The organism is Enterobacter sp. 725m/11 (genome assembly GCF_011683705.1).
GTDB classification, from domain to species: Bacteria; Pseudomonadota; Gammaproteobacteria; order Enterobacterales; family Enterobacteriaceae; genus Enterobacter; species Enterobacter bugandensis.
On the sequence record NZ_JAAQOK010000009.1, the window covers coordinates 14,698 to 30,986 of the forward strand.

The following is a 16,289-nucleotide window of genomic DNA, read 5'->3' on the forward strand; positions in this document are numbered from 1 at the left end:
GAAATTCATTCGTTCATTGTTTATGACCAGCTGGCACACCGGCGTATCGTCGTCCACACTTAACTCTTTAGGCAAAAGAGAGGTTAGTGATGCCATATAAAACGAAACGCGAATTACCCGATAACGTGAAAAACGTCCTGCCCGAACACGCGCAGGATATCTACAAAGAAGCGTTTAACAGCGCCTGGGATCAGTACAAAGATAAAGACGATCGGCGGGATAATGCCAGCCGGGAAGAGACGGCGCACAAGGTCGCCTGGGCCGCAGTAAAACATGACTATGAGAAAGGAGACGATGATAAATGGCATAAAAAGAAATAGCCGTGAAATTATTCGCTGCCTTCATTTTGACTTTTCAGGCGGTTGAACTGCCGTTGTATTGCAACTGGTCCGCTAATTGCTTATCGTAATTTGACTGCTGGCAAAATGACCAGCACAGAATGCCGGGAAGGCGAATTACAGATGTCGCAAGGAAGCATGCAGTGGCGGAGGTGGAAAGTGTTAACGCGTGATTTCTTAATGAAGGCAGATTGTAAGACGGCATTTGGTGCTATTGAGGAATCGCTTCTCTGGTCAGCTGAACAACGTGCGGCGTCGCTCGCTGCTACGCTTGCCTGCCGCCCGGATGATGGCCCGGTATGGATTTTTGGCTACGGTTCACTGATGTGGAACCCGGCTCTCGAATTTGTTGAATCGGCAACCGGCACGCTGCCCGGCTGGCATCGCGCATTTTGCCTGCGCCTGACGGCCGGACGCGGCAGCGCCTGTCAGCCAGGGCGCATGCTTGCACTAAAAGAGGGCGGACGCACCACGGGCGTCGCGTATCGCCTTCCGGATGCCACGCTCGAAGAGGAGCTGACGCTGCTCTGGAAGCGCGAGATGATCACCGGCTGCTATATGCCGAGCTGGTGCAAGCTGGAGCTCGACGACGGGCGCACCGTTAACGCGCTGGTATTTATTATGGATCCGCGCCACCCGCTGTATGAAGCGGACACCCGCACGCAGGTGATTGCCCCGTTAATTGCCGCCGCCAGCGGGCCGCTGGGCACCAACGCGCAATATCTCTTCTCCCTCGATCAGGAGCTGACCCGCCTCGGCATGCAGGACGATTGTCTGAATGAGCTGGTGGTGAAAGTGAAGGCGCTGCTGGAAGGGAACCCGCTCAACAGCACGCTGCGACCGGGTTTTGCCTGAGAATACGCCCGGCGAGCCGGGCGTTTAAATTACGCAGCCACGTAGCTGACCGAGTGCTCCAGCGACTGGCTGTGGCTGTCGATCAGCACATCCCACGTACCGGTATACGGCACGGTAAGCCAGGCCTTGTCATCCTGCACGGTCAGAATATCCGCCTGGGATTGCTTCTGTGCTTTCGCACTCATCAGATGAATACGACAGCGCTCTGAGCAACGCACCACCACCGTATCCCCGCCAAACAGTTTCAAACTTGTTTTCACCAGTGCCATTTCTACCCCGTCGATTTTGCCCATCCCGAGCGTGATGTTGTTCACAAAATACTCATTGCATAACACCAAAGCGGGGAGCGAGGGATGCTGATTTTGATCAAAAAATGGCATAACGATTAAACAAAAATGACAAAATTCCTGAAACCTTTCAGCGGACGCGCGTTTACCCTGTTTAACGCGCGTCTGAAGAAAATTAAATGCGGAAATGGCCGGCGGTTTCAGCAAGGTCGCCCGCCTGGCTTTGCAATGCGCTGGCGGCCGCGGCGGACTGCACCACCAGCTCGGCATTCTGCTGCACCATTCTGTCGAGATGGGTCACCGCGTGGTTGATCTCGTGAATGCCTTTCATCTGCTCGCTGGTGGCAATTGAGATCTCGCGCATGATGCCGGAGACGCTGCCGATGCTGGAGCGGATCTCATCCATGCTTTCCCCGGCCAGATGCACGTAGCGCGAGCCGGTGGCCACGCTGTCGGTGGTGGAGTCGATAAGCGATTTGATCTCTTTCGCCGCCTGGGCGCTGCGGCTGGCGAGGTTCCGCACTTCACCGGCAACCACGGCGAACCCGCGGCCCTGCTCACCGGCACGCGCCGCCTCGACGGAGGCGTTCAGCGCCAGAATGTTGGTCTGGAAGGCGATGCCGTCGATCACGCTGGTGATATCGCCAATCTTAGCGGACGCCACTTCGATAGACTGCATGGTGCTGATGGCCTGCGAAACCACTTCACCGCCGCGCGCTGCGGCCGCAGAGGCCTTGCTGGCCTGGTCGTTGGCTTCTGCTGCCGATTCATTTGACTGGGTGACGGAGGCGGTGATCTCTTCCACGGCGCTGGCGGTTTCGCGAAGGCTGGACGCCGCCTGCTCGGTACGTCCGGAGAGATCCTGGTTACCAGCCGCAATCTCCTGCGCGGCGTTTTTCACCGAGGCGCTGGCGTCGCGGAGCTGAACCATTACCACCGAGAGCTTATCGCTGAAGGCGTTAAACGCCTGCGCAATTTGCGCCACTTCGTCATCGCCGCTGTCCGGCAGGCGCTGGGACAGATCGTTAGTGCCGTTGGCAATGTTGTGCATCGCGTCACGAATGTCGGACAGGCGCTTCAGCAGGCGGGCAATCAGGACGTGAACAATGGCGCCGCTCAGGAGTGCGAGGATCACCAGCGAAATCGCCGACGCTTTCAGCAGGGAACGCATGCCGGAGGTGGCATCGCTGCTGTCGAGGGCGACGACCAGGAGCCAGTTCGTGCCCGGCACGGCTGAGGCGATAAAGGTTTTATCCTTGTCATTCAGCGTTCCGTCGACCGGGTTACCGCTCTTCAGCGCCGCAAGGTCGATGCCTTTGATCGTCTCGGCAAACGGCTTCAGCGTCAGGGCCGGCTCGTTGGCGGCAATCACCGTGCCGTCGCTGTTCAGAAGCAACCCGCTGCTGGCCGGCGTGGGGTGGATCCCGCGCACGTTCGCCACCACGCTATCCATGGCGACATCGCCTGCCACCACCGCTTTCAGAGCGCCATTCTCTTTCACCGGCACGGCAAACGTGACCACCAGCTTCCCGGTCCCGGCATCAACGTAGGGTGCCGTTACCACCGGGCCGTCCGTGCTCACCACCTGTTGATACCAGGGACGAACGGTGGGGTCATAATCCGCCGGGACGCCTGTCGGGTCGGAGAATTTCGCCGTCTTGCTGGCGTAGCCCACGTAAACGTTGGTGAAACCGCCCGCCTGGGCAAGCTGCTTAAACACCGGAACCGGATCGTCAGCCAGCGCGATGCTCTGCGCGGAGGTAATCACCGTCATTTTGCTTTTGACCCAGTCGGCAATCGCCATGTTGTGGCTGGCGCGGGTGCTGGTCAGAATATCGCGCTGGGACTGCTGGTTATCCTGGCGCGTGACCTGGAAGTTAATTACGGTATTGAGAAGAAGGGCGACGACGAGGCAGCCTGTCGTCGCGGCGATAATGCGTGCGCGAATGGATCTGAACATAAGTGAAATACCTGCTGTGTTGTTTCCATGCCTATCGGCAACCCCGCAGGTAAACTTGATGCTGAAACCGCGTCCATAAGAAAATAATATTTTTACGGGTTTATTATTAAAAAGTTAATACTTTATCCGCGGTCAGCGTCCATTCGGCCAGTTCAACCAGCGTACCGATTTCTACGCCCTCGATCAGCGGCAGCCCGGTAATGCCGCGCCCGTCGGTGCAGGTCTTACAGAGTTTTACCGGCACGTCCTGCGCGGTCAGGATCTCCAGCATCTGCTGAATGTTGTAGCCTTCCGCCGGTTTTTGACCCTTCAGCCCGGCGGTGACGGCGTCGGACATTAAAAATATCCGCAGTACCAGGTCGCTCTCTTTTTCGCGTAGCGCGATCGCCAGGCGCAGGCTGTTGAAAAGGGATTCGCTGCCGTAGGCCGCACCGTTGGCGACGATCACAATCTTCTGCATGTTGACTCCTGTTTTTATAAAGGCACGAATATTGCTTAATTTCCCCGGAGTTTCGCTGTCCGGGAGAGTAAGCATGACATTAATGGCCGGCATTTCGCCAGGTGCAACCGAATGGCTCCAGCGCGCAAGGCGGATGCGCCGAGAGCAGCTCAGCAGGCTGGCGCAGCTGAACGTGCTGGTGCGCGGAATTAGCCAGCTGGTGCATATGCTCCAGTGCGAGCGCGGCGCATCTAACGTCTGGCTCTGCTCACAGGGTAAGCTCTATGCGCCTGAATGCAAAGCCAGCCGGGCGCTGGTGGACGAAAACCTTGCTGCACTGAACGACATTCTTGGAAAACAGTCCGCCTTTCCGGGAAGCGCCGTTTGCGAACGTATCGGCAATGCGCTGCTCACGCTGGAGACGCTTCCCGCGCTGCGCGACGGTGTAAATCGGCAAACGCTGACGGCTCCGCAGGCAATGGAGCACTACTCCCGCATGCTGCGCCACCTGCTCAGTATCGTACCGCAGCTTAATGACAGCATTGACGACCCGCAAATCGCGGGCCGTTTCGTCGCGCTATATAGCCTGATGCAGGGGAAAGAGCTGGCGGGACAAGAGCGGGCCCTGGGGGCAATTGGCTTCACGCAGGGCTTTTTCGATGATGTGACCCGCCAGCGGCTGGTTGACCGCATTGACGGGCAGCAGGCCTGCTTTGAGATCTTTCTCTCCCACAGCCAGGCCGACGTGCAGACTTCGTTCTCCCTTAATTGTCAGCCCGATCGTGAGACGGAGCAGCTCCGGCGCGTGGCCTGTACCCGCCAGCCTGCTGCAGACAATGGACATACCGCACTCGCCTGGTTTGCGCTGCAAACGGCGCGGCTGGAGCATCTGCGCGCGCTGGAGGAGACGATCATCGCCGATCTGATGGTCGCGGTGGATGAGCGTATTCAGCGCGACGAGGCATACCCGCTTCCCGGGGATGAACAGGACGATCCGCTGGCGCACTACCCGGATAAACCGCTGCTGACCCTGGTTCGCCAGCAGGCACGAGAGATAGAGCAGCTTTCCCGCCAGCTCGCGTCGCTGCGCGATACGCTTGAGGAGCGCAAAACCATTGACAAAGCCAAAAGCGTGCTGATGACCCACCAGAACATGAGTGAAGAACAGGCGTGGACAACGCTGCGCAAAATGGCGATGGACAAGAACCAGCGCATGGTCGATATCGCCCGCGCGCTGCTTACGGTGAAGAGCGTCTGGCAGGTAACACCAAAGGAGTAGCTGCACAATCAGCGGGCATTTTATGCCTGATTGAGGTGCGTGAACGCGGGCAAAACCCGGTTTTCGGCCCTGAAAGAGGGTCTTTAAACCTGGCATTGGCTTTGCATTATTTAATTAACCATTTTTGACGGTGCGCCAACGGCGGTGCATCCGTCTTCGGGATAAAGGCGTCCAGCGGTGCTTCGGCACGGCGGGCGCTTTTTTTTGGCTTTTTTTCGGGAGCGGTTATGGCGGATTTGTCGAGACGGCGATTTTTGCAGGCCAGCATGCTGGCGAGTGGTGCAGCGCTGTTACCGGGTGTTATGCAGGCTGCCTGGGCGGCTGGCTCAGATAAACCGGAACAGGAGACGGTGCGCGTCGGGTTTATCCCGCTGACCGACTGCGCGCCGGTGGTTATCGCAGCGTTAAAAGGCTTTGATAAAAAATACGGTATCACCATCGTTCCCACCAAAGAGGCGAGCTGGGCGGCGGTGCGCGACAAGCTGGTGGCGGGAGAACTGGACGCCGCACACATTCTTTACGGTCTGCTGTACGGGCTGGAGCTGGGCATCGCCGGCAAGCCGCAGCAGATGGCGAACCTGATGACGCTCAATCAGAACGGCCAGGCCATCACGCTTTCAAGCGATCTGGCGGAGAAGGGCGTTCGCGATCTCGACGGGCTGAAAACGCTGATCGGGCAGCAGGCGCCGGGAACCTACACCTTCGCGCACACCTTCCCGACCGGGACGCATGCCATGTGGCTTTACTACTGGCTGGCCAGCGCGGGCATTAACCCCTTTGACGACGTGCGCACGGTGGTGGTGCCGCCGCCGCAGATGGTGATGAACATGCGCATCGGCAACATGGTGGGCTTCTGCGTCGGCGAGCCGTGGAACGCGCGGGCGATTAACGACCGGATCGGCTTTACCGCCGCCACGTCGCAGTCCATCTGGGCCGATCATCCGGAAAAGATCCTCGGCACGCGCCGCGACTGGGTGGAGAAAAACCCGCACGCCGCCCGGGCGCTGGTGAGCGCGGTGCTGGAGGCCGCGCGCTGGATCGAGGCGTCCCAGGAAAACAAACGCGAAACCGCGCAGATCCTCTCCCGCCGGGCGTGGCTCAACTGCAAAGAACAGTATCTCACCGGGCGCATGCTCGGCGAGTATGACAACGGCCTGGGCCAGCGCTGGCAGGACGCGCACCCGATCCGCTTCTTCAACGAGGGGGCTGTGAGCTACCCGTATCTCTCCGACGGCATGTGGTTCTTAACCCAGTTCCGCCGCTGGGGCTTGCTCAAAGCCGCGCCGGACTACGCGGGCATCGCGCAGCGCATCAACCAGACCGCGGTCTGGCAGGATGCCGCCACCGCCGTCGGGGGCGTGTCCACGCCGTCATCACCGTTCCGCAGCAGCACGCTGATGGACGGCACCGTCTGGAACGGCACCGATCCGGAAGGGTACGCCAGCCGTTTCGCTATTCACCGTAAAGGGGCCTGATTATGCCACATCTGCAAAACACGAAACCACAAGAGACGCCAGAGAGCGGGGAAGTGATTGTCCTGCCTCCGGTACAGGTTCGCCGCCGTCCGCCCGCGTTAGCGCGCCGGATGAACGACTTTTTCCAGCGCGTTATCCCGGCGCTGCTTGGCCTCGGGCTGCTGGTGGTGCTCTGGCAACTGGCGGCGATAAACAGCAAAGGCTTCCCGACGCCGCTCAGCACGCTTGATTCCGCCATTACCCTGTTTGCCGACCCGTTTTATCGCGACGGGCCTAACGATATGGGCATTGGCTGGAACGTGCTTGCTTCACTGCAGCGCGTCGCCATCGGCTTTGGCCTGGCAGCGCTGGCGGGTATTCCGCTGGGCTTTTTGATTGGCCGCTTCACCTTTTTCTCGCGCATGTTCAACCCGCTGATTGCGCTTCTGCGCCCGGTCAGCCCGCTGGCCTGGCTGCCCATCGGCCTGCTGCTGTTCCAGAAAGCGGAGCCCGCGTCGAGCTGGACCATTTTCATCTGCTCTATCTGGCCGATGGTGATCAACACCGCCGAAGGCGTGCGCCGCATTCCGCAGGACTACCTCAACGTCGCCCGCGTATTGCAGCTTTCCGAGTGGACGATCATGCGCCGCATACTCTTCCCGGCTGTGCTACCCGCCGTGCTGACCGGGGTGCGCCTCTCCATCGGCATCGCCTGGCTGGTGATTGTCGCCGCTGAGATGCTCACCGGGGGGCTGGGTATCGGCTTCTGGATCTGGAACGAGTGGAACAACCTCAACGTCGAAAACATTCTGATCGCCATCGTCATCATCGGCGTGGTCGGGTTGCTGCTGGAGCAGGGGCTGATGCTGATCGCCCGTCGCTTTAGCTGGCAGGAAAAATAAGGAGCGAACATGAAACCATTAATTCAGGTCCAGGCCGTGAGCCAGCGTTTTTCCACCGCCAGCGGCGAGTTTCTGGCGCTGCAGAACGTCTCTTTTGATATCCACGAGGGCGAAACCGTGAGTCTTATTGGCCACTCCGGCTGCGGCAAGTCGACGCTGCTTAACCTCATCGCCGGGATCGCGCTGCCGACGGAAGGCGGGCTGATTTGCGACAACCGCGAAATCGCCGGGCCGGGGCCCGAGCGCGCGGTGGTGTTCCAGAACCATTCTCTGCTGCCGTGGCTGACCTGCTTCGACAACGTGGCGCTGGCGGTGGATCAGGTGTTCCGTCACACCATGAGCAAGGCCGAGCGCAAAGAGTGGATCGAGCACAACCTCGACCGCGTGCAGATGGGACACGCGCTGCACAAGCGTCCGGGGGAGATCTCCGGCGGCATGAAGCAGCGCGTCGGGATTGCCCGCGCGCTGGCGATGAAGCCGAAAGTGCTGCTGATGGATGAGCCGTTCGGCGCGCTGGATGCGCTGACGCGCGCCCATCTGCAGGACTCGGTGATGCAGATCCAGCAGGCGCTGAACACCACCATCGTTCTCATTACCCACGACGTGGACGAGGCGGTGCTGCTCTCCGATCGCGTGCTGATGATGACCAACGGCCCGGCGGCCACCGTCGGGGAGATCCTGCGCGTTGACCTGCCGCGCCCGCGCAACCGGGTGCAGCTGGCGGACGACAGCCGCTATCACCACATGCGCCAGCAGATCCTCCATTTCCTCTACGAAAAACAGCCGAAAGCGGCGTAACGAGGGGGCGTTGATGCGACTGGTCATTATCGGGAATGGCATGGCGGCAACCCGGCTGATTGCTTCGCTCACCGGGCGAGCTTCCGGTCGGTTCGCTATCACCGTCATCGGTGACGAGCCGGAGCATGCCTATAACCGCATCCAGCTTTCGCCGGTGCTGGGGGGTGAAAAAACGGCTGCGGGCATCTGCCTTCAGGATGACCACTGGTACCAGGAGCGCGGCGTGACGGTGCTGCGGGGCGAAAAGGCACTCGCCGTGAACGTGGACGCGCGGGAAGTGCAAACCACCGCCCGCACGCTGGGCTGGGATGCGCTGGTATTTGCCACCGGGTCAACGCCGTTTGTGCCGCCGATTCCTGGGGGCGATGCGCCGCACGTCTTCACGTTCCGTACCCTGGAGGATACCCGCGCCATTCAGGCGATCGCCGGTCCGGCGGTAGTGCTGGGGGGCGGCGTGCTCGGCGTTGAGACGGCGGCAGCGCTGGCTCGTTCAGGTGACAACGTCACGCTCGTTCATCGCGGCCCGTGGCTGATGGAGCAGCAGCTGGACCAGCAGGCGGGCGTACTGCTTGAAGAGGCGCTGGCGGCGCGGGGCGTGCGCTCTGAACTCGCCTCCGGCATCGCGGGGATTAACGGGAATAGCGTGACGCTGCTCAACGGACGCCGCGTCGCCGCCGCGCGCGTGGTGCTGGCGACCGGCGTGCACCCCAACGTCGCACTGGCGCAGGCCAGCGGTGTTCGCTGCGCGCGCGGCATCGTGGTGGATAGCCAGATGCGGACCTCCGCACCGGACGTCTACGCCATTGGCGAGTGCTGCGAAATTGACGGCCAGACCTTTGGCCTGGTCGCGCCCTGTATGACGCAGGCGGATATTCTCGCCGCGCGGCTGGCGGGTGACACAGCCGCGCCGTTTGCCCTCACCGACAATGGCGTGCGCCTCAAGGTGACCGGCGTGGAGCTGTTCAGCCTCGGGCGCGCGGCGGCGCAGGCGGGCGACGTGGTCTGGAGCTCCTGGGATCCGCTAACCCGTCACTATCGTCGGTTACTGATCCATCAGGGTGCGCTGGCTGGCGTGCTGCTGATGGGCGACTGCCGCAGCGCGGCAACATTTACCGATTTACTGGCAACGGCTGCGCCCGCACGCGCGGACTGGCTGTTCGATCGTTTCACTACGCAACCGCAGGTTGCAGGACAGAACGCTATGACAAAACCTACTCTGGTGGTGGTTGGGCACGGTATGGTCGGCCATCATTTTCTCGAAGACTGCGTTAACCGCAATCTGCATCAGCAGTATCAGATCGTTGTCTTTGGTGAGGAGCGCTATGCCGCCTATGACCGCGTGCATCTGTCGGAATACTTTGGCGGCCGAAGCGCGGCGTCGCTCTCGCTGGTGGAGGGGGAATTCTTTGCCGATAACGGCATTGAGCTGCGCCTCTCGCAGCAGATCGTCGCTATCGATCGCGACGCGCGCGTGGTGCGTACCGCCAGCGGGCATGAGACCCACTGGGACAAGCTGGTGCTGGCGACCGGCTCATACCCGTTCGTACCGCCGGTACCGGGCAACGATCTGCCGGGCTGCTTTGTCTACCGCACCCTTGACGACCTGGACAACATAGCGGCCCACGCGGCGGGCTCGCGTCGTGGCGTGGTGATTGGCGGCGGCCTGCTCGGGCTGGAAGCCGCTAATGCTCTGAAACAGCTCGGGCTGGAAACCCACGTGGTGGAGTTTGCGCCCAATCTGATGGCGGTGCAGCTTGATAATGACGGCGCGGCGATGCTGCGCAGGAAAATCGAGGCGCTGGGCGTTGGCGTTCACACCAGTAAAGCCACCACGGAAATTGCTGCGACGGACGACGGGCTGGTGCTGCGCTTCGCAGACGGTGAACAGCTGGAAACGGACATGGTGGTCTTCTCTGCCGGTATTCGTCCTCAGGACGCGCTGGCGCGCAGCAGCGGGCTGGCTGTCGGCGAGCGCGGCGGGATCTGCATTGATGACGCCTGCCGGACCTCCGATTCGAACGTGCTTGCCATCGGTGAATGCGCCCTGTGGGAGGGGAAAATCTTTGGCCTTGTGGCGCCGGGCTACCAGATGGCGCGCGTGGCCGCCGCCGCGCTCGCGGGCGAAGATAAAACCTTCACCGGGGCAGATATGAGCACTAAGCTCAAGCTGCTCGGCGTGGACGTGGCGTCGTTTGGCGATGCTCATGGGCGCACGCCGGGGGCGCTAAGCTACCAGTGGACGCACGGCCCGCAGCAAATCTACAAGAAAATCGTGGTCAGCCACGACGGAAAAACGCTGCTCGGCGGCGTGCTGGTGGGCGATGCCAGCGAATACGCTACGCTGGTGCAGATGATGCTTAACGGCATCAGCCTGCCGAAAGAGCCGGAAACGCTGATACTACCCGCGTTGTCAGGCAGCGCGCCAAAAGCGCTGGGCGTGGCGGCGCTGCCGGAAAGCGCGCAGATCTGTTCGTGTCATAACGTCAGCAAAGGCGATATCTGCCGGGCGGTGAGCGCGGGCGCAGCGGATATCGGCGCCGTTAAGCAGTGCACCAAAGCGGCGACCGGCTGCGGGGGCTGCAGCGCGCTGGTGAAGCAGGTGATGGAGTTCCAGCTTGCCGAGCAGGGCGTGGAGGTGAAAAAGGACATCTGCGAACACTTCCCGTACTCGCGCCAGGAGATTTACCATCTGGTGCGCGTCAACCATATCCGAACCTTCGACCAGCTTATCAGCCGCTACGGTCAGGGGCACGGGTGCGAGATCTGTAAGCCGCTGGTGGGGTCAGTGCTGGCCTCCTGCTGGAATGAGTATCTGCTCAAACCGGCGCATCTGCCATTGCAGGACACCAACGACCGCTACTTCGCCAATATTCAGAAGGACGGGACGTATTCCATCGTGCCGCGCATGCCCGCAGGAGAAGTGACCGCCGACGGGCTGATCGCCATCGGCCAGATTGCGAAACGCTACGGCCTGTACAGCAAAATCACCGGCGGGCAGCGTATCGACCTGTTTGGCGCCACCCTGGAACAGCTGCCTGAGATCTGGCAGGCGCTGGTGGAGGCCGGGTTTGAAACCGGGCACGCTTACGGGAAATCCCTGCGCACGGTGAAATCCTGCGTCGGGTCGACCTGGTGCCGCTACGGCGTGCAGGACTCCACTGGTCTCGCGGTCAGGCTGGAGCACCGCTACAAGGGCCTGCGCGCCCCGCACAAAATCAAAATGGCCGTTTCCGGCTGCACCCGCGAGTGCGCGGAGGCGCAGAGCAAAGACGTGGGGGTGATTGCCACGGACAAAGGCTGGAACCTCTATCTGTGCGGCAACGGCGGGATGAAGCCTCGCCATGCAGATCTCTTCGCCAGCGATCTGGATGACGAAACGCTGATCCGCACCGTAGACCGTTTCCTGATGTTCTACATCCGCACGGCGGATCGCCTGCAGCGCACCAGCACCTGGATGGACAACCTGGAGGGCGGCCTCGACTATCTGCGTGAGGTGATCCTCAACGACAGCCTGGGCATCGCCCGCGAGCTGGAGCAGGAGATGGCCCGGGTAGTCGAGACGTACCAATGCGAATGGCAAACCACGCTCAACGATCCTGACCGCCTGGCGCTGTTCCGCACCGCGGTGAACGTCGCGCCGTCGGACGAAAGCAAGCGCTGGCAGGAAATCTGCGGCATTGACGATATCCCGGAGCAGGCGGGCATTGGCGCGCGTCTTGGCCGTAAACCGATCGCGCTGTTCCGCTTTGGTCAAACTGTTTATGCCCTGGACGACCTGGAGCCGGGCAGCCGCGCGAACGTGCTGTCACGCGGCATCCTCGGCGATGCGGCGGGCGAACCGGTGGTTATTTCTCCGCTCTACAAGCAGCGCATTCGCCTGCGCGACGGCTGTCAGGTGGAGAACGGCGAACCCGCAGTGCGCGCCTGGCCGGTCAAAATTGAAAATGGCAAGGTGTGGGTCGGCAACGAAGAGCTGGTGATGCGCGCGGAGGCCTCATGACGGAAACCAGGACAACGTGCCCCTACTGCGGGGTCGGCTGCGGCGTGATCGCCAGCGTGGAGGATGGAGCGGTCAGCGTTCGGGGGGACGACACCCACCCTGCAAACTTTGGCCGCCTGTGCGTGAAAGGATCGGCCCTGGGGGAGACAACGGGCTTGCAGGGGCGATTGCTGTACCCCGTTGTCGATGGATTTGAGGTGGACTGGTCCCAGGCGCTGAACGCGGCGGGCGAGCGACTGCGGGAGATCATCGACACATGGGGGCCACGGGCGGTGGCGTTTTACGCCTCCGGCCAGCTGTTAACCGAGGACTACTATGCCGCCAACAAGCTGATGAAAGGGTTTATCGGCGCGGCGAACATCGATACCAATTCCCGGCTCTGCATGTCCTCGGCGGTGGTGGGCTACAGGCGCGCCTTTGGCGAAGACGTGGTGCCGTGCAGCTACGAGGATGTGGAAAATAGCGATCTGGTGGTGCTGGCAGGCTCGAACGCGGCCTGGACGCATCCGGTGCTCTATCAGCGTCTGGTGCAGGCAAAGCACATCAATCCGCAGATGAAGGTGGTGGTGATTGACCCGCGTAAAACCGCTACCTGCGATATTGCCGACCTGCATCTGGCGCTTAAACCCGGCAGCGACGCCGGGCTGTTTGTGGGGTTGCTCAATCTGATTCAGGGCACCGATGAGTGGCCGATTGCCCGCGTGGCGGCGTTTTGCGACCTTCCGGCAGAGGATATTGGTACCTTTTACGACTGGTTTGTTACCGTGCCTCGCGCCATTACGCTCTACACCATGGGGATCAACCAGTCCTCCAGCGGCAGCGACAAGTGCAGCGCCATCATTAACGTTCACCTTGCCAGCGGGAAGTTCAACCGTCCGGGCTGCGGCCCGTTTTCGCTGACCGGACAGCCAAACGCCATGGGCGGCCGGGAAGTGGGCGGGCTGGCGAACCAGCTGGCGGCGCATATGAGCTTCGAGCCGGACGATCTTTCGCGGGTGGCGCGTTTCTGGGGAACGGAACGGCTGGCGCAGACGCCGGGCCTGATGGCGGTGGAACTGTTTGACGCCATCGCCCGCGGCGAGGTGAAGGCGGTGTGGATCATGGGCACCAATCCTGCCGTGTCGCTGCCGGACAGCCACGCGGTGTGTCAGGCGCTGGCGGCCTGTCCGCTGGTGATTGTCTCTGAGGTGATGAAAGATACCGACACCAGCCGGTTCGCCCATATCCGTTTTCCGGCGCTGGGCTGGGGGGAGAAGGACGGCACGGTGACCAATTCCGAGCGGCGCATTTCGCGCCAGCGCGCGTTTCTGCCCGCGCCGGGTGAGGCGAAGCCGGACTGGTGGATCGTGGCTCAGATTGCAAAACGGCTGGGCTACGGCGAGGCCTTTGCCTGGCAACATCCGCAGGAGATTTTTTGCGAACATGCGGCGCTGACGGCGTTTGAAAATAACGGCACGCGGGCGTTGAACCTTCAGGAACTGGCGGGGTTAACCCGTGAAGCGTGGGAGACGCTTGAGCCGTACCAGTGGCCGACGGGGAATTTACCGCGCCGAAACGTAGTGCCTGTCGATCCGCTGCCGCACGGCGCGACGGCTACCGCGCTATACCCGGCGATCCTCAACACTGGCCGTATCCGCGACCAGTGGCACACCATGACCCGTACGGGACACGTGCCCCGGCTGATGCAGCATATCGCGGAGCCGTTTGTTGAGGTCTGCGCCGCAGACGCCATTCGGTTTTCACTGTGCGACGGCCAGCTGGCGCGGATCGGCTCGCCGCGCGGCGTGATGGTGGCCAGAGTACGAATCAGCGACGGAATACGGGAAGGCGAAGCGTTTGCCCCGATGCACTGGAACGCTGAGTTTGCCCGCCAGGGAAAGGTTAACGCGCTGGTGGAAGGGCGCATCGATCCGGCTTCCGGGCAGCCGGAGAGTAAGCAAACCGCCGTCAGAATCATGCCCTGGCAGCCCGCCTGGCAGGGGGAGCTCTATGCCCGGGAATGGCCGGAAATCCCCTCTTCGGTTCACTGGTGGCGTAAAGCCTCGCGAATGACGATAGCGGGTGAAAAGCCGCTGCTGTCGTGGGTCATGGACTATGCCAGCGGCCGGGGCTGGCAGCTGCAGGTTGCGCAAACCGGGGAACGCAGCAGCGTGCTGGCCTGGCATAACGGCCATCTGATGCTGGGTTTTTGGGAAGGCACCGCCTTGCCCGATCTGGCGCACCCGGTGATAGAAGCCGCTTTTCAGTCACCACCCTCGACGCCCGCTGAGCGCCATGCGCTGCTGAACGGGCAGGGCGTGGGGAAGGTTACAGATCCGGGGCGCATCATCTGCAGCTGTTTCAGCGTTGGAGAAAACGCGATACGGGAGGCGATTGCCGGAGGCTGCGGTTCCGTTACCGCGCTGGGGGCGACGCTACGGTGCGGCACGAACTGCGGTTCGTGCGTGCCTGAGCTCAAAACAATGTTTCAGGAAATTCCGGAAAATTCCCCGTAAAGCTGCAAAGAGGGAGAAATCACGTTAAGGTACCTGGTGTTCTTACGTAAGCACCGGGTAATTCTTACGACATTGATGACTGTTTCTCCCCCTTTCCGAACGCTGGTTTTACTCTCCCTTGTTACTGCCGGAGCCGTTCACGGTGCGCCGAATTCCTTTATCCAGCAGGCACAAAATCCCTTTGATAATAACGGGGATAATCTCCCCGATCTCGGTATGGCAGCCCCCACCGGGGAAGGGGAAAAGCATCTCGCTGAAATGGCGAAAGCCTTTGGTGAAGCCAGTATGACCGACAACGGCCTGACTACGGGCGAGCAGGCGCGGCAGTTTGCCTTCGGTCAGGTGCGCGACGCGGTGAGCGGCGAGGTGAACCAGCAGATTGAATCCTGGCTGTCGCCCTGGGGGAATGCCAGCGTCAATTTGCTGGTGGATAACGACGGGAAATTCAACGGCAGCAGCGGGAGCTGGTTTATTCCCTGGAACGATAACAACCGTTACCTGAGCTGGAGCCAGCTCGGCCTGACGCAGCAGACGGATGGCCTGGTCAGTAACGCCGGAATCGGCCAGCGCTGGGTGGCCGGAAAATGGCTGCTGGGCTACAACACCTTTTACGACAACCTGCTGGATGAGAACCTGCAGCGTGCCGGGCTGGGTGCGGAGGTGTGGGGAGAAAATCTGCGCCTGTCGGCTAACTATTATCAGCCTTTTGCCGGCTGGCGCGACAGCTCTGACGTCCAGGAGCAGCGCATGGCGCGGGGATATGACGTGACCGCCAAAGCCTGGCTGCCGTGGTTTCATCACCTGAACACCAGCGTCAGCTTTGAGCAATATTTTGGCGACAACGTTGACCTCTTCAACAGCGGAACCGGGTATCATAACCCGGTGGCGGTCAATCTCGGGCTTAACTATACCCCCGTGCCGCTGGTGACGCTGACCGCCGGGCATAAGCAGGGCGAAAGCGGAGAGAGCCAGAATAACCTCGGGCTGAAGCTCAACTATCGCTTCGGCGTGCCGCTGGTTAAGCAGCTCTCCGCCGGAGAGGTCGCGGCCACGCGATCCCTGCGCGGAAGCCGCTATGACTCGCCGGAGCGTAACAGCCTGCCGGTGATGGAGTTCCGCCAGCGTAAAACGCTCTCCGTCTGGCTGGCAACCCCGCCGTGGGATCTCAAAGGGGGCGAAACCGTCATGCTGAAGCTGCAGGTTCGCAGCACTCACGGTATTCGTCAGATCCACTGGCAGGGTGATACCCAGGCATTGAGCCTGACGTCCCCGGGGAAAAGTGACAGCACCGATGGCTGGAGCGTGATCATGCCTGCCTGGAATGACGCTGAAGGGGCGACAAACCGCTGGCATCTCTCGGCGGTGGTGGAAGATGCGAAGGGCCAGCGCGTCTCATCCAATGAGATCACGCTCGCTGTGGTGCAGCCGCTGGTCGCATTACCTGACGACGACCCGCGTTGGAAGCTGCTGCCGGATGAGTAA

At 61.3% G+C, this 16,289-nt stretch carries 12 protein-coding genes; 9 read left to right on the forward strand and 3 right to left on the reverse strand.

Going from position 1 to position 16,289, the window contains the following annotated elements; genetic code table 11:
* Nucleotides 1-89 precede the first annotated feature (89 nt).
* Nucleotides 90-320, forward strand: coding sequence for a putative cation transport regulator ChaB (gene chaB, locus HBA26_RS05475; RefSeq protein WP_049138199.1), 231 nt, complete (start codon nucleotides 90-92; stop codon nucleotides 318-320).
* Nucleotides 321-497: 177 nt separating this feature from the next.
* Nucleotides 498-1,193 (forward strand): gamma-glutamylcyclotransferase, encoded by a 696-nt coding sequence (locus tag HBA26_RS05480; RefSeq protein WP_028013457.1) that lies wholly within the window; start codon nucleotides 498-500, stop codon nucleotides 1,191-1,193.
* A 29-nt stretch (nucleotides 1,194-1,222) separates the two neighbouring features.
* Here the strand turns inward: HBA26_RS05480 and HBA26_RS05485 are convergent, their stop codons facing one another.
* The 3 genes from HBA26_RS05485 to HBA26_RS05495 all read right to left on the reverse strand — a co-directional run bounded on the left by HBA26_RS05485 (nucleotide 1,223) and on the right by HBA26_RS05495 (nucleotide 3,900).
* Nucleotides 1,223-1,462: a DUF1883 domain-containing protein gene (locus HBA26_RS05485; RefSeq protein ID WP_013096243.1), complete on the reverse strand. Its 240-nt coding sequence runs from the start codon at nucleotides 1,460-1,462 to the stop codon at nucleotides 1,223-1,225.
* A gap of 193 nt (nucleotides 1,463-1,655) precedes the next feature.
* Nucleotides 1,656-3,440, reverse strand: a complete 1,785-nt coding sequence (locus HBA26_RS05490; protein WP_126345827.1) for a methyl-accepting chemotaxis protein — start codon at nucleotides 3,438-3,440, stop codon at nucleotides 1,656-1,658.
* 106 nt (nucleotides 3,441-3,546) lie between these two features.
* Nucleotides 3,547-3,900 (reverse strand): DsrE/DsrF/TusD sulfur relay family protein, encoded by a 354-nt coding sequence (locus HBA26_RS05495; protein ID WP_028013455.1) that lies wholly within the window; start codon nucleotides 3,898-3,900, stop codon nucleotides 3,547-3,549.
* 73 nt (nucleotides 3,901-3,973) lie between these two features.
* Between HBA26_RS05495 and nasR the strand changes: the two genes are divergently transcribed.
* From nasR to HBA26_RS05530, 7 genes are all read left to right on the forward strand, one after another.
* A complete protein-coding gene (nasR, locus tag HBA26_RS05500) occupies nucleotides 3,974-5,158 on the forward strand; it encodes a nitrate regulatory protein NasR (protein ID WP_045261104.1) in 1,185 nt (394 codons plus the stop codon).
* 227 nt (nucleotides 5,159-5,385) lie between these two features.
* Nucleotides 5,386-6,633 carry a CmpA/NrtA family ABC transporter substrate-binding protein gene (locus tag HBA26_RS05505; protein ID WP_045261103.1) on the forward strand — a complete coding sequence of 416 codons (1,248 nt, stop codon included), beginning with the start codon at nucleotides 5,386-5,388 and terminating at the stop codon, nucleotides 6,631-6,633.
* Nucleotides 6,634-6,635: 2 nt separating this feature from the next.
* On the forward strand, nucleotides 6,636-7,514 hold the full coding sequence (ntrB, locus tag HBA26_RS05510) for a nitrate ABC transporter permease (protein ID WP_028013452.1): 879 nt from the start codon (nucleotides 6,636-6,638) through the stop codon (nucleotides 7,512-7,514).
* Nucleotides 7,515-7,523: 9 nt separating this feature from the next.
* On the forward strand, nucleotides 7,524-8,312 hold the full coding sequence (locus tag HBA26_RS05515; RefSeq protein WP_045630583.1) for an ABC transporter ATP-binding protein: 789 nt from the start codon (nucleotides 7,524-7,526) through the stop codon (nucleotides 8,310-8,312).
* Nucleotides 8,313-8,325: 13 nt separating this feature from the next.
* Nucleotides 8,326-12,312 carry a nitrite reductase large subunit NirB gene (gene nirB, locus HBA26_RS05520; RefSeq protein ID WP_126345828.1) on the forward strand — a complete coding sequence of 1,329 codons (3,987 nt, stop codon included), beginning with the start codon at nucleotides 8,326-8,328 and terminating at the stop codon, nucleotides 12,310-12,312.
* Nucleotides 12,309-14,807 carry a nitrate reductase gene (locus HBA26_RS05525; protein ID WP_126345829.1) on the forward strand — a complete coding sequence of 833 codons (2,499 nt, stop codon included), beginning with the start codon at nucleotides 12,309-12,311 and terminating at the stop codon, nucleotides 14,805-14,807. The genes nirB and HBA26_RS05525 overlap by 4 nt, the downstream gene beginning before the upstream one ends.
* Before the next feature lie 75 nt (nucleotides 14,808-14,882).
* The gene (locus tag HBA26_RS05530) at nucleotides 14,883-16,289 is read left to right on the forward strand and encodes a YchO/YchP family invasin (RefSeq protein WP_059354254.1); all 1,407 of its coding nucleotides are present in this window, start codon (nucleotides 14,883-14,885) and stop codon (nucleotides 16,287-16,289) included.